The sequence below is a fragment of the Streptomyces sp. NRRL F-5650 genome (assembly GCF_000721365.1).
Classification (GTDB): domain Bacteria; phylum Actinomycetota; class Actinomycetes; order Streptomycetales; family Streptomycetaceae; genus Streptomyces; species Streptomyces ardesiacus.
In genome coordinates this window covers 1-13532 of sequence record NZ_JOGV01000055.1, presented here as the reverse complement: position 1 = coordinate 13532, position 13532 = coordinate 1, and the positions used below count along the sequence as shown (strand labels likewise).

At 73.1% G+C, this 13532-nt stretch carries 13 protein-coding genes; 7 read left to right on the top strand and 6 right to left on the bottom strand.

Annotated elements, in window-relative coordinates; genetic code table 11:
- Positions 1-61 precede the first annotated feature (61 nt).
- Positions 62-1000 (bottom strand): DsbA family oxidoreductase, encoded by a 939-nt coding sequence (locus IG88_RS0133330; RefSeq protein WP_078861687.1) that lies wholly within the window; start codon positions 998-1000, stop codon positions 62-64.
- The gene (locus tag IG88_RS0133325; RefSeq protein ID WP_031049365.1) at positions 997-1446 is read right to left on the bottom strand and encodes an RrF2 family transcriptional regulator; all 450 of its coding nucleotides are present in this window, start codon (positions 1444-1446) and stop codon (positions 997-999) included. The genes IG88_RS0133330 and IG88_RS0133325 overlap by 4 nt, the downstream gene beginning before the upstream one ends.
- A 138-nt stretch (positions 1447-1584) precedes the next feature.
- Between IG88_RS0133325 and IG88_RS0133320 the strand changes: the two genes are divergently transcribed.
- Positions 1585-2091, top strand: a complete 507-nt coding sequence (locus IG88_RS0133320; RefSeq protein ID WP_031049363.1) for a cupin domain-containing protein — start codon at positions 1585-1587, stop codon at positions 2089-2091.
- A 48-nt stretch (positions 2092-2139) separates the two neighbouring features.
- Here IG88_RS0133320 and IG88_RS0133315 read toward each other — a convergent pair whose 3' ends face one another.
- A complete protein-coding gene (locus tag IG88_RS0133315; RefSeq protein WP_031049361.1) occupies positions 2140-3660 on the bottom strand; it encodes a catalase in 1521 nt (506 codons plus the stop codon).
- A gap of 560 nt (positions 3661-4220) precedes the next feature.
- Between IG88_RS0133315 and IG88_RS0133310 the strand changes: the two genes are divergently transcribed.
- Positions 4221-5180 (top strand): DUF1152 domain-containing protein, encoded by a 960-nt coding sequence (locus IG88_RS0133310; RefSeq protein ID WP_031049360.1) that lies wholly within the window; start codon positions 4221-4223, stop codon positions 5178-5180.
- Here IG88_RS0133310 and IG88_RS0133305 read toward each other — a convergent pair.
- Complete coding sequence (locus tag IG88_RS0133305) at positions 5177-6133, bottom strand: LysR family transcriptional regulator (RefSeq protein WP_031049359.1); 957 nt, start codon at positions 6131-6133, stop codon at positions 5177-5179. The genes IG88_RS0133310 and IG88_RS0133305 overlap by 4 nt on opposite strands.
- 103 nt (positions 6134-6236) lie before the next feature.
- Between IG88_RS0133305 and IG88_RS0133300 the strand changes: the two genes are divergently transcribed.
- Both IG88_RS0133300 and IG88_RS0133295 read left to right on the top strand, forming a co-directional pair.
- Positions 6237-7130, top strand: a complete 894-nt coding sequence (locus tag IG88_RS0133300; protein WP_031049358.1) for an NAD(P)H-binding protein — start codon at positions 6237-6239, stop codon at positions 7128-7130.
- Between the two features lie 41 nt (positions 7131-7171).
- Positions 7172-7537: a darcynin family protein gene (locus IG88_RS0133295; RefSeq protein ID WP_031049357.1), complete on the top strand. Its 366-nt coding sequence runs from the start codon at positions 7172-7174 to the stop codon at positions 7535-7537.
- A 55-nt stretch (positions 7538-7592) separates the two neighbouring features.
- Here the strand turns inward: IG88_RS0133295 and IG88_RS0133290 are convergent, their stop codons facing one another.
- Positions 7593-8237 (bottom strand): class II aldolase/adducin family protein, encoded by a 645-nt coding sequence (locus IG88_RS0133290; RefSeq protein WP_031049356.1) that lies wholly within the window; start codon positions 8235-8237, stop codon positions 7593-7595.
- The gene (gene otnK, locus IG88_RS0133285; RefSeq protein ID WP_031049355.1) at positions 8234-9526 is read right to left on the bottom strand and encodes a 3-oxo-tetronate kinase; all 1293 of its coding nucleotides are present in this window, start codon (positions 9524-9526) and stop codon (positions 8234-8236) included. The genes IG88_RS0133290 and otnK overlap by 4 nt, the downstream gene beginning before the upstream one ends.
- Before the next feature lie 217 nt (positions 9527-9743).
- On the opposite strand from otnK, the gene IG88_RS0133280 reads away from it, so the two are divergent.
- The 3 genes from IG88_RS0133280 (at position 9744) to IG88_RS0133270 (ending at position 13388) form a co-directional block, all read left to right on the top strand.
- Positions 9744-11156 (top strand): homoserine dehydrogenase, encoded by a 1413-nt coding sequence (locus tag IG88_RS0133280; RefSeq protein ID WP_051852167.1) that lies wholly within the window; start codon positions 9744-9746, stop codon positions 11154-11156.
- Positions 11153-12511: a gluconate:H+ symporter gene (locus tag IG88_RS0133275; protein ID WP_031049353.1), complete on the top strand. Its 1359-nt coding sequence runs from the start codon at positions 11153-11155 to the stop codon at positions 12509-12511. The genes IG88_RS0133280 and IG88_RS0133275 overlap by 4 nt, the downstream gene beginning before the upstream one ends.
- An 82-nt stretch (positions 12512-12593) precedes the next feature.
- On the top strand, positions 12594-13388 hold the full coding sequence (locus IG88_RS0133270; protein WP_031049352.1) for a DeoR/GlpR family DNA-binding transcription regulator: 795 nt from the start codon (positions 12594-12596) through the stop codon (positions 13386-13388).
- The last annotated feature ends 144 nt before the right edge of the window (positions 13389-13532 follow it).

The following is a 13532-nucleotide window of genomic DNA, read 5'->3' as shown; positions in this document are numbered from 1 at the left end:
CAATGGACACCAATTGGTGTCTCATTGGGCGGGACGGGCTCCCTCGCAGATCAGAGCGTTGTCACCGTCCGGCGGGGGAGTCGGGCCGGGTCGCGGGGTGGGTCGCCGCCTCCTCCGGGTGCAGCCACAGCGGCCCGTTGCCCGTCTCGACGCGGACCGCCCACGCCGGGGGCTCCCGGCCGTCCGTCAGCAACTCCAACTCGGGCCCCGTCAGGGACCGGTGGCGCAGCAGTGCCTCGTCCGGCGACAGCCGCACGGCCCGGAGCCGCGCCCCGGCGGCGCACATCTCGCCGACGGCGGCCTCGTACGCCTCGCGGGGACGCAGCCCGGGGACCAGCCGGTGACCGCCCGGCGCCCGGACCAGCACCGTGGGCAGCGCGTACCGGTAACCGCCGTCCGCGGTCTCCTTGGCGGCACCGGGGTGCGGCGAACCACCCGGCACCGCCCTGGCCTCGGGCACCGGCCGCCGAGCCTCGCTGCGGTCGGCCCGCACCCGCTCCCGTACGGCGTCGGAGAGCGCGTCCGCGGCCAGCCGGGCCGGGTCCAGGCCCGGCACGCCCCGTACCGCGGCGAGCGCCAGTTCATGGGTGTCGGCCGGTACGCCGAGGACGGAGACCGTCTCCCGCAGCCGCCGCAGCACCCGCTCGGCCACGTCCGCCCCCTGGTCCTCGGCGGCCTTGGCGACCAGCGAGGCCGGCCACGAACTCGCCGCCACCCGCTCCAGCCGCACCGCCCGGGGGGCGCCGGTGTGCCGGGTGACGTCCTCGACGTACCGGGCGTACCAGGCCGTCTCGGCCGCGGGGTCGGGGGCGGCGTCGTCGTCCTCGTCGAAGAGGATGCAGAACACGCGGCGCCACCGGACCCCGGCGGGCAGGGCGCCGCGCAGCCACCGGAAGACGGGCTCGGAGCCCCACGCCCACGGGCACAGCGGATCGGTGTACTCGACCACCTCCGCCGTCCCCGGCGCCCCGGCGGCCGGTCCGTCGGGCAGCGCGGTCACGCGGCACCCTTCGCGGCCCGCGCCTCGCCCGCCCCGGCCAGGACGTCACCCGACGGCAGCAGGGAGGCCACCGTCACGCCGCCCAGGACGGCCGCCGCGTCCGCCTCGACCCGGCGCCACACGTCGGGCAGCCGGGAGGCGGCCCCCGGATAGTCCAGCGCCGTCACGGCCTCGCCCCGAAGGGTTAGCAACTCGCCGTCCACGACACGGGAGACGTCCAGCAACGTGATCTCGTCGGCGGGCCGGCCGAGCCAGTAGCCGCCCTCGCAGCCGCGCTGGCTGCGGACCAGACCGGCCCGGCGCAGTTCGCCCACGACGGACTTCAGGAAACGGAACGGGATCTGCTGCGAGGAGGCGATGGCCTCACAGGTCAGCGGGCGGGCGGGTTCACGGGCGAGCTCCAGAAGGGCCCGCGTGGCGTAGTCCGCCTTCGCGGAGATATGCATGCGCCCATGATGCCCGACACCGCCGCCGTGCCCAGGGCCTTCACCGCCTGAGCACCTTCATTGCGGCAACGTTGCCGCAGGTGAAACGCAATGGACACCTCTTGACATCCTTTTCGGAGCCCTTCTAGCGTCCCCGCCATGAGCGAGCCGTTGACAGCCCCCGGCGAGGGCTTCCACCCCCACCTGCACGACGCCCCCGCACCCACGGTCACCCCGCTGCGCAGCCGCCTGCACCACATCCGCGCCGACTCGCTGGACGGCGGCACGGCGCAGACCGGCGGCATGCGCAGGTTCGCGGCGGTCAGCGGGCGCGCGGTGGGCTCCGAGAAGCTGTGGATGGGACAGACCCACGTCGCCCCGGCGACGTCCTCCTCCGACCACCACCACGGAGCGTCGGAGACCGCCATCTACGTGGTCAGCGGCCATCCCGAGTTCGTGTTCCTGGACGACTCGGGAGACCGTCCGCAGGAGGTGCGGCTGCGCACCTCCCCGGGCGACTACGTCTTCGTCCCCCCGTTCGTCCCGCACCGCGAGGAGAATCCCGACCCGGCCGACGAGGCGGTGGTCGTCATCGCCCGCAGCACGCAGGAGGCGATCGTGGTCAACCTGCCCGGCCTGTACGCGCTTCCGGTACGCGAGGACTGACCGGCCGGACGGGTCGGCTGCCCCACCGCGGTGTGTCCCGGCGAGGTGTCAGGCCTTGTCCTGCATGGACTGCCGGGCCGGGTTGCCCTGCTCGGCGGCCTTGAAGTCCCTCTCGCCCGCCTTGGCCCGGACGCCCTTGGCGATGCGCTCGCCGATGGTCCGGTCGATGTTCGACCAGTACGCGAAGGCCCGCTGGAGCACGGGTTCGGTCACCTCGTTGAGGAGGTGGTCCACCACGTTGTCGACCAGCCGGTCACGGGCGGCGTCGTCCATGACCTCCCGCACCAGGGTGCCGGGCTGGCCCCAGTCGTCGTCCTCGGAGTGCTCGACGTAGGCCGAGCGGGTGATCGCCCCGTCGGTCTCCCAGCTCGGCGGGGTGCCGAACCGCTCGGTGTCGGCGGCGGGGCCGCCCTTGGAGTTGGGCGCGTAGACCGGGTCGGACTTCTTGCGGTAGGCCATCTGGCCGTCCTTGGAGTAGCTGTGGACGTCGACGACCGGGGCGTTCACGGGGAGCTGCTGGTAGTTCGCGCCGATGCGGTAGCGCTGGGCGTCCGGGTACGAGAACAGCCGGGCCAGCAGCATGCGGTCCGGACTGGGGCCGATGCCCGGCACCATGTTGGCCGGCGCGAACGCCGCCTGCTCGATCTCGGCGTGGTTGTCCGTCGGATTGCGGTCCAGCGTCATGCGGCCGACCGGGATGAGGGGGTAGTCGCCGTGCGGCCACACCTTCGTCAGGTCGAACGGGTTGAACCGGTAGCCGGCCGCGTCCTCGTAGGGCATCACCTGCACGTGCAGCGTCCAGCTCGGGTAGTCGCCGTCGCGGATGTGCTCGAAGAGGTCCCGCATGTGGTAGTCGGTGTCGGCCGCCGCCATCTGGTCGCCCTCGTGCTGCGTGAAGCACTCGACGCCCTGGTCGGTCTTGAAGTGGTACTTGACCCAGAACTGCTCGCCCTTGGCGTTGATCCACATGTAGGTGTGGGAGGTGTAGCCGTTCATGTGGCGCCAGGACCGCGGGATGCCGCGGTCTCCCATCAGCCAGGTGACCTGGTGCGCCGACTCCGGCGAGAGGGTCCAGAAGTCCCACTGCATGTCGTGGTCGCGCAGGTTGCTGTCCGCCCGGCGCTTCTGCGACCTGATGAAGTGCTGGAACTTCAGCGGGTCCTTCACGAAGAACACCGGCGTGTTGTTGCCGACCACGTCGTAGTTGCCCTGGCTGGTGTAGAACTTCACGGCGAAGCCGCGGGGGTCGCGCCAGGTGTCCGGGCTGCCGCGCTCACCCGCGACGGTCGAGAACCGGGCGAGCAGTTCGGTGCGCGTGCCCGGCTGGAAGACGGCCGCCTTGGTGTAGGCGCTCACGTCGTGCGTGACCTCGAAGTGGCCGAAGGCACCGCTGCCCTTGGCGTGGGGCTGGCGTTCGGGGACGCGTTCCCGGTTGAACTGCGCCATCTGCTCGATGAGGTAGGCGTCCTGGAGGAGGACCGGACCCGCCGGGCCCGCGGTGAGCGAGTGCTCGTCGCTCTCCGCGGGCGCTCCGGAGTCCGTGGTGGTGGCGGGCGGGGTGTCCGTCATGGAACTGCCTTTCGTCGGGGAGTGGCTGACGCCAGGGGCCCGCGCGGCACGCGTACGGGGGACGACCCGCTCCGACCTGCCCGGCAGAGCGGTCCCGCCGAGGCCCGAGGCACAACGGGGGCCCGGGCCACGCGGTCTCCGCCGCATGCGTGTCCTCCAGCGGCCACGTCGATCCCGTCGGGGAGCGCGCCGGTGGGATCGGACCCGGGGTGCAGCCCGTCGGCCCGTCGGCCGTGCCGCGTCCCGGCTCCGGGACGCACCGCGTGCTCGCCCATCCGTCCAGGACCCTCCGGAGTGCCGTCGTCCGTATCAGTCTCCGCCGCTGCCGGGCCCTCGCAAGCGGAGACGGCGGCGGCGACGACGCCGACGCGCGCCGCGCGGGCCGGCCCGTCGACGCCGGCCGTGCGCCGACTCCGTGCGCGTCTCGCGCAGGCGGGGCCGGCCTTCCCTGCCCCTCGCCGTCGCCCTCCCGCTTGTGGCGCCCGCGGACAGCGCGGTACCGCCGGTCCGCGCCATCCCGCCGGGCCCGCGCGCGAGGCGGACCCGCCACAATGACCGACATGACGCCTCTGCACACGAACCCGCTTTTCGGACGGCTCGCGGACGCCGAGCGGATCCTCGTCTCCGGTGCGGGAGGCGGCTTCGACATCTACGCCGGCCTGCCCCTGGCCCTGTCCCTCCTGCACCAGGGTCGGGAGGTGCATCTGGCGAACCTCTCCTTCAGCGCGCTTGCCGGACTGCCCGACGACGCCTGGGCCGCACCCGACCTCGCCGTCATCACCCCCGAGTCGGCGCCGCACCAGCGCTACTTTCCGGAGCGGACCCTCGCCCAGTGGCTGCGGGGGCACGGCTACCCGGCCGCCGTGCACGCCTTCCCGCAGACCGGCGTCCAGCCGCTGCGCGCCGCCTACGCGGCCTTGATCGCGCGGTACGACATCGACGCCGTGATCCTGGTCGACGGCGGCACCGACATCCTGCTGCGCGGCGACGAGGCCGGACTCGGAACCCCGGAGGAGGACCTCACCAGCGTGGCGGCACTGGCCGCGCTGGAGGGCCCGCGCCACCGCCTCGTGGTCTCGCTCGGGTTCGGCGTCGACGCCTACCACGGCGTCAACCACGTGCAGGTCCTGGAGAACATCGCCGCGCTGGAGCGCGAGGGTGCCTACCTGGGCGCCTTCTCCGTTCCGCGCACCACCCGCGAGGGTGCGCTGTACCTCGACGCGGTGTCACACGCCCAGGAGCACACGCCCGAGCACCCCAGCATCGTCAACGGCTCCATCGCCGCGGCCGTCCGGGGTGCCTTCGGCGACGTCCGGTTCACCGACCGCACCCGGGGCAGCGAGTTGTTCGTCAATCCGCTGATGTCCCTGTACTTCGCCTTCGACCTGCCGGGCCTCGCCGCTCGCTGCCTGTACCTGGACCGCATCGAGGACACCCACCTCATGCGCCAGGTGCAGTCCCGGATAGCCGAGTTCAGGGAGAACGTCGTGACCCGCCCGCCCCGCGGCTTCCCGCACTAGGGCTTGCCCGACAGCACCCGGCGCACGGCGCTGCGCAGCCAGTGGTGCGCGCCGTCGGCGGTGTGCCGGGGGTGCCAGGCCATACCGATGGCCACCGGCGGCAGGCTGAGCGGGATGTCGAGGAGGCACAGCCCGAGGGCCGAGGCCTGCTCGGTCAGGGGGCTCGGCGAGGACTCCGCGGCTTCCGGCACCGTGGGCACCAGGGCGACGACGTCGGTTCGGGCGGCGAGGGACAGCGCGGCGAGGTGGCCCGGGAGGACGACGGCGACCCGACGGCTGAGGCCGTGCTCGGCGAGGGCGGTGTCGACGGGGCCGTCGAACCGGCCGCGGCGGCTGACCGCGACATGCTCGGCGGCGGCGAACCTCGCCGGGGTCAGGGGCCCCTCGGCGAGCGGGTGTCCGGGCCGGACGGCGGCCGCCATACGCAGGGTGACCAGTTGCTCGACCCGGGTCTCGGGATCCACATGGTCGATCGCCCCGACCTCCAGGTCCACCCGCCCGTCGCGCAGGGCCGGCCCGCCCTCCAGCTCCTCGGCCCGGAACCGCAGCGAGACCCCCGGCGCCTCCTGCCCGGCCAGTGTCAGCAGACCTCCGGCGAGGGCCGCACCGACCAGGTCCGCCGTCTGGAGGGTGAAGGTGCTGCGCAGCGTGGCCGGGTCGACGCCGGTGGCCGGGGCGAGGAGCGCGCCGAGCCGGCGGACGACCGCGGCGGCTTCGTCCCGCAGGGCCAGCGCCCTTGGCGTCGGCACCATGGCCTGCCCGGCCCGCACCAGCAGGGGGTCCTGGAGGATCCGGCGGAGTCGGCCGAGCGTGCGGCTCATGGCCGCGGGGGAGGTGTGCATACGGGCGGCGGCGCGAGTGACGCTTTGCTCCGTCAGCAGCGCGTCGAGCGCCACGGCGAGATTGGCGTCGATGACCGGCGCGACCGGATCTGTGCTGTTCACCAGTGTCATTTCGTTCCAGGCAATAATCCCTTGCTGAAGTTCCCATTGTGGCAACACCTCGTGGTTTTCCAGGATGAGGGCGTACCGATCCGACACGACCCACGAGGCTTTCATGATCGTCATCACTGCTCCCACCGGGAACATCGGGCGGCGGCTGCTGCCCCTGCTCCTGGAGTCAGCCCCCGCCCACGGCGAGCGACTGCGCGTGATCGTGCGCGATCCCGCACGCCTGGCCGCCCCGGTGCGCGAGCGCGTCGAGGTGATCACCGGCTCGCACGGTGACCCCGCGGTCGTCGACCGGGCCTTCGAGGGCGCGGACGCCGTCTTCTGGCTCGTGCCGCCGGACGCCTCGCGCACCCCGGACGACGCCTACCGGGCCTTCTCCCTGCCGGCCGCGCGAGCGCTCGGCGTGCACGGCGTCGGCCACGTCGTCGGCGTGTCCGCCCTCGGCCGTGGCACCCCGGTCGCGGGCCGCGCCGGACTCGTCACGGCGACCCTCGCCGTGGACGACCTCTTCGCGGAGACCGGTGTCGCCTACCGGGCCCTGGCCAACCCGTCGTTCTTCGAGAACCTCCTGGAGGAGGCCGACTCGATCCGGGAGCGGGGCTGCTTCACCGACGTCCTCGACGCCGACCGCAAGGCGCCCCTCGTGGCCGTCGCCGACATCGCCGCCGTCGCCGCTCGGCTCCTGCTCGACCGGTCCTGGACCGGAACCGGCAGCGTCCCGGTGCTCGGCCCGCGGGACCTGTCGCCCAACGACCTGGCCCGCATCATGACCGAGCAGCTCGGCCGTCCCGTCCGTTACGAACGCCAGGCGTTCGACGACCTGCGCACCACCCTGGCCGGCTACGGCCTCGACAAGGAGTTCGTGGACGGCATCGTCGACATGAAGCGGGCCAAGGACGACGGCCTCGACGCGGGCGTCACGCGCACCCCGGAAACCGCCACCCCGACCTCCTTCGAGCACTGGGTCGCCCAGACCCTCAAGCCCGTGGTCCTTTCCTGAACACCCAGCCGCACAACACCCGGCCGAAACAAGGAGCAACCATGTCCGAAGAGACGACCCCTACTCCGGTCACCGCCTTCATGCTCGTCAAGACCACGCCCGAGTGGCTCGCCAAGACCGTCGAGGAGCGGGTGCACGCCTTCACCACGGAGGTCGTCCCCGTCATCGAGGCCCGGACCACCGGCGTCCGGTCGCGCTTCTACGACACCGAGTTCTACTCCGCCCGCGTCACCGACATCTGGGTCTGGGAGGCCGAGGACCACCACGCCTACCAGCTCCTCGTCGACGCCCTGCGCGAAACGCCGTTCTGGGAACGGTACTTCGAGGTCGTCGACCTTCTCGTCGGCACCGAGAACGGCTACGCCCGCACCTACGGAGTCGACGCGGTGACCACCATCTCCACCTGATCGCCGCCGACACCGGAGCGGCGACGGCCCCGGTCCTCCACGATGCGTCCGTGGGTCAGTGCGCCGGCTCCCAGTACGTGCCGTACTTCCCGGCCAGTGCGGTCGCCTCGGCCGTGGTGAGGTGGCGTACCGGCCGGTCCCCCAGGAGGAGGTGGAGCGCGGAGGCCTCCTCCACCTCCACGGCGGCCTCCGTCGCGGCGCGCAGCGACGTGCCCGCCACCACCGGGCCGTGGTTCTGCAGCAGCGCGGCGCGGCAGGGGAAGCCGAGCTGCTCCAGCCCGGCGGCCTGCGCGGGGTCGCCGGGCGGGGCGTAGGGGAGCAGCGGTATCTGCCCGACCCGCATGACGAAGTACGGCGTCAGTGGCGGCAGCGCGCTGCGCTCGGACCAGGGCTCGTGGCAGGAGGCCGCGGCGGCGTGCCGGGAGTGCAGGTGGACGACGGCCCGGACGGCCCGCTCGCGTCGGTAGAAGGCCAGGTGGAGCGGGTACTCCTTGGACGGCGCGGGTCCGTCGAGGTGGGTGCCGTCGAGGCCGAGCACCGACAGGTTGCGGGGGTCGAGCGCGGCGAGGTCGGTGCCGGTCGGTGTGATCAGGACGCGGTCGCCGTCCCGGGCGCTGACGTTGCCCGAGGAGCCGGGGCTCAGCCCGAGTCCGGCCAGGTGGGCCGCCGCCCCGACGAGTTCGTGTGCGAGGGCGGTCATACCAGCTGCTCCCATGCCTGCGTGAAGATGTCGGTGCCGCCGAAGTTCCCCGATTTGAGGGCGAGATCGACGGTGTGGGCGGCACCGGAGGGGCACACCTCGGTGCGTGCCCAGGCGACCCCCGGGGCGATGGGCGCCCCGACGGCGAGTGTGCGGGCGCGCAGCGCCGTGACGACGGCGCCCGACGTCTCGCCGCCCGCCACCAGCAGCCGTCGTGCCCCGGCGTCCACCAGTTCCCGGGCGCAGGCCGCGAGTGCCCTCTCCACCAGGACCGACGGCGGTTCCGCGCCGGCCGGGGTGTCCGTCTCGACGTCCTCGGGCGTCGCGACGGCGTAGATCAGGGGCGGCCGGGCCGGGTCGTCGGCCCACCGGTCGCGCACGAACCCGGTGAGGCGGTCCACGGCGGAGTCGAAGTCGGCGCGGAGCAGGGCCAGGTCGAGCCGTTGGTGCGGCAGCCGTCCCAGGGCGTGGGCGACCTGGGCCCGGGTCGCGGCGGAGGCGCTGCCCGCGAGGACGACCCCCGGGTCGCCCGGACGGGAGGCGGCACGTGCGCGCGCCTGGTCCGGATGCGGGCCGGTCAGGCCCACGGCGAGTCCGGCGGCGCCGGTCACCAGGCCGAAGTCCTCGGTGGCGGCGGCGACCGCGCGCAGGTCCTCGTCGTCGACGGCGTCCACGACGACCAGCGCGTCCGCGTGCGCCTGTTCGTCCAGCGCGGCGCGGAGGCGGTCCGCACCGGCGCGCACGGTGTCCAGGCCGACGCGGGTGACCGGGTGCTCCGTCTGCGGCCGCAGCAGCCGGTCCACGCGGGAGTCCAGCATCGGGGTGAGCGGATGGTGGCGCATCGGGCTCTCGTCCAGCAGGTCGTCGTGGACGAAGAGCCGCCCCCGGTACACGGTCCGCCCGGTCGCCGGGAAGGAGGGGACCACCACCGTGCGCCGCTCGCCGGTCTCCGCCAGCAGCGCGTCGGTCACGGGGCCGATGTTGCCGCGGGGCGTGGAGTCGAACGTCGAGCAGTACTTGAAGTAGAAGCGCCGGCAGCCGATGGCCCGCAGCGCGCGCAGTGCCCGGCGCGACTCCTCCACCGCCTCCGCGACGGGAGCCGTTCTGGACTTCAGTGCCACCACGACGGCGTCCGCGGCTCCCCACCGGTCCGGCGCGTCCGGCTCCGCGGAGGAGGCGACCGCGTCGGCGCCGACGGCGACCACGGTCCGGAAGCCGCGGGCGACCAGCATCGTCGCAAGGTCGGTCGCGCCGGTGAAATCGTCTGCGATGGCCCCGAGGGTCGGCATCACGTGCTCCTGCTCTGCTGTCCGGGTTCCTGGTGCGGCCGACGGCCACCCGTGATGATCTGTGAAATTATGTTAACAGACTTTACGCATGTGAGATCTGGTGATACACAATGTTCATCCGCTGCTTCTGGAACGCGCGTCCCACGGCACACCGTCGCCCCGTCGACCGCGCGAGAAGCCCCTGCCACCACCTTGCGCGCTCATTCAGGAGGGCCTCATGAACCTGCACCACTTGTTCGCCGACAGCGGCGGCCGGACGGTGCGCTACGCACTGACCGGGGCCGGCGGCGGATTCGCGCGCACCCTCCTGGCCCAGAGCCGCCGCCTGCCCGGCCTCGTCCCGGCCGTCCTGTGCGACCGCGACCTGCCCAGGCTGCGCGCCATGCTGGACGACCTGGGACACGACGCCGCACAGCCGGCCGAGTGCCGGGACCCGGCCGAGGTGGCGGACACGGTCGCCCGCGGCGGCATCGCGCTCGTGGCCGACGCCGCGCTCCTGACCGCGGCCCCCTGGGACATCCTCGTGGAGGCCACCGGCAGCCCGGCGGACGGCCTCGCCATGGCCGAGGCGGCCCTCGCCGCCGACCGCCACGTCGCGATGGTCAGCAAGGAGGTCGACTCCGTCGCCGGACTCCACCTCGCCGACCTCGCCGCCGCCCGGGGCCTCGTCTACACCACCGCCGACGGCGACCAGCCCGCCAACCTCATCGGCCTGGTGACCTGGGCCGAACTGCTCGGCCTCGACATCGTGGCCATCGGCAAGTCCACCGAGTACGACCTCGTGCACGACCCCGAGGCCGGCACCGTCACCCAGCTCGACACCACGGTGCCCGCGCCGGAGCTCTCCGGTCTCCTCGAACTCGGCGACGACGTGCGGGCCACCCTCGACGCCCGCGCCGCGGCCGTCGCCGCCCTGCCCACCGGCGCCACCGCGGACTACTGCGAGATGGCCGTCGTCGCCAACAACACGGGCTTCCGCCCGGACATCGAACGCCTGCACTACCCCGTCGTCCGCATCGCCGAACTCGCCGACGTCTACCGCCCCCGCGAGGACGGCGGCGTACTGGCCCACGACGGAGCGGTGGACGTCTTCAGCGCGCTGCGCCTGCCCGGCGAGGCGTCCTTCGCGGGCGGCGTCTTCGTCGTCGTCCGCACCGACGACCCGGTGACCTGGGAGACGCTGCGCGAGAAGGGCCACGTCCTCAGCAGGGACGGCCGGTACGCCGCGATCTACCTGCCGTACCACCTCATGGGCGTCGAGACGCCGGTCAGCCTGCTCTCGGCGGTGCTCCACCACCGCCCCTCCGGCGGCACCGACCCCCGCTCGTACGCCGTGCTCGCCGGCCGCGCCCGGACCGGCCTGCCCGCCGGGACCCCGCTCGCGATGGGCGGCCACCACCACGACGTCACCGGCGTCCAAGCCGTCCTGCTGCGCGGCGAGGACGCCCCCGACGACGTCGCCCCCCTCTACCTCGCCGCCCACGCCACCCTCGCCCGTCCGGTCGCGGCCGGAGAACTGCTGCGCGTGGCCGACCTGGCCGACCCGGACCCGGGCCTGCTGCGCGCCTGGCGGGCCGGACGCGCCTCGCGCGGCTGCCCCCGCGGCACCGAAGGAGAGCCCGCCGCATGAGCACCGACCTCCAGCACCTCCTCCTCGGTGCCGCCTCGGTCGTCGTCCTCGTCCTGCTGATCACCAAGACCAAGCTGCACCCGTTCCTGGCCCTCGCCCTGGCCGCACTCGGACTCGGCATCGCCTCCGGCATCGCCCCGGTGCGTGCCGTCGAGGCCTTCCAGGACGGGTTCGGGGACACCCTGGGCGGCAGCGGTCCCACCATCGGCCTCGGCACCCTGCTGGGCGGCATCCTGCTCGGCTCCGGCGGCGCCGACCGCATCGCCACCGTGTTCATCGGCTCCCGGCCGGTGAAGTGGATCCCGGCGGCCATCACCGCCGCGGCGCTGCTGATCGGCATGCCGCACCTGTTCGACGTCAGCTTCGTCATGCTGGTGCCGCTGGTGTACACCGTCGCCAAGCGCAGCAACACCCACCTGCTGTGGGTGGGCCTGCCGATGGCCGCCGGCCTCTACGTGTCGCACGGCCTGCTGCCGCCGCACCCCTCGCCGACCCTCGCCGTCTCCGCGTACGGCGCCAACACCGGTCTCACCATCCTGTGGGGCCTGGTCATCGGCATCCCGATGGCCGTGCTCACCGGACCGGTGCTGACCCGGGTCGTCAGCCGCTGGTTCGGCCCCGCCCCCGACCTCGACCGCGGCCCGGTCCAGTCCGTCAGCACCGAGCCCGAGCACCCGCGCAAGCCGGCCTCCTTCACCCTCGCGCTGATCACCGTGCTGCTCCCGCCGGGCCTCATGCTCATCGGCACCCTGGGCACCGCCAACACGGCCGAGAGCACGCTGCCGTACCAGTTCTTCGACGCCTGCAACTCCTCCGTGCTGTCCCTGCTCGCGGCCGTGGTCTTCGCCTTCTTCGCCCTCGGCGTGCGGTCCGGCTTCGGCCTCGGCCAGTTGCAGAAGATGGCGTCCAAGGGACTCGCCCCGGTCGGCGCGATCATCCTGATCCTGGGCGCGGGCGGCGGCTTCAAGGCGATGCTCACGGAGACCGGGATCGACCAGCTCATCTCCGACTACGCCGTGGACTGGGCGATACCCCCGCTGCTGCTGGGCTGGCTGGTCGCCGCCCTGCTGCGGATCTGCCTCGGCTCGGCGACCGTCGCCACCGCCGCGGCCACCGCCATCGTCGCGCCCCTGCTCAGCGCCTCGCCCGGAACCTCGCCGGAACTGATGGTGCTGGCCACGGCCTCGGGAGCGGTGATGCTCTCCCACGTCAACGACTCCGGGTTCTGGCTGTTCAAGGAGTACTTCCAGTTGTCGGTGGCGCAGACCTTCCGCACCTGGACCCTGATGCTGTCCGTCCAGTCGCTCCTCAGCCTCGCCGGCGTCATGCTGCTCAGCACCGTCGTGCACGGCTGAGCGCCCGCCCGCCGGTGACGGTCCCGGCCGTCACCGGCATGATCATCCGCTAACGTCAGCACGGTCGAAGGGAGACCAGACCATGACCTCGGACGGCGAGCAGCCTCCGCTCATCCCCGACCAGCGCCGCGAGCAACTGCTGAAGCACCTCAGGCGCGACGGGGTGCTCAGCGTGCAGCAGATCACCCGGCTGCTCGGCGTCTCCCACATGACCGTGCGGCGCGACATCGCCGAACTCGAACGCGGGGGCCTGGTCTTCTCCGTCCCCGGCGGCGTGCGCATCGCCAGCACCATCAGCACCGAACCCGGCTTCCTCGACAAGTCCGAGGTCGAACAGCCGCAGAAGCGGGCGATGGCCGCCGAGGCCGCCCGCCTGGTCCAGGACGGCATGACCGTCTACCTCGACGCGGGCACCACCCTGCTCGCCATGGCCCCCGACCTGGCCCGGCTGCCGCACCTCACCGTGGTGACCAACGACTTCACCACCATCGGCCGGCTCATGGACGCCGAGAACCTGGAACTGGTGCACGTCGGCGGCCGAGTCGACGTCTCCAACCGCTCCAGCGTGGGCCGCCTCGCCGCGGACACCCTGCGGCAACTCGCCCTGGACATCGCCTTCATCAGCACCAGCTCCTGGGACCTGCTCCGCGGCACCACGACCCCGTCGGAACCCAAGGTGGACGTCAAGCAGGCGGCCATGGCCTCGGCCGCGCACTCCGTCCTGGTGGCCGGCTCGTCCAAGTACGGCACCTTCGGCCGGTACCGCGTGGCACCGCTGACGGCCTTCGACACCATCGTCACGGACACCGACCTGACCGACGCCGCGGCCGAGGGCATCCGGGCCGGCGGCTCCTCCCTCGTTCTGGCCCGCCCCTGACCCGGACGGCGCTCAGGACCAGGAGCCGCCGGTGACCCGGAGCAGCCGGGGGGGTGCCCCTATGTGTTTGGTCAAGGTCGAAGGCCAGTAGGTTCGTGTGGTTGGGGGCAGGCCGAGCCGTAGGGGTGTGCATGAGTGATAGCC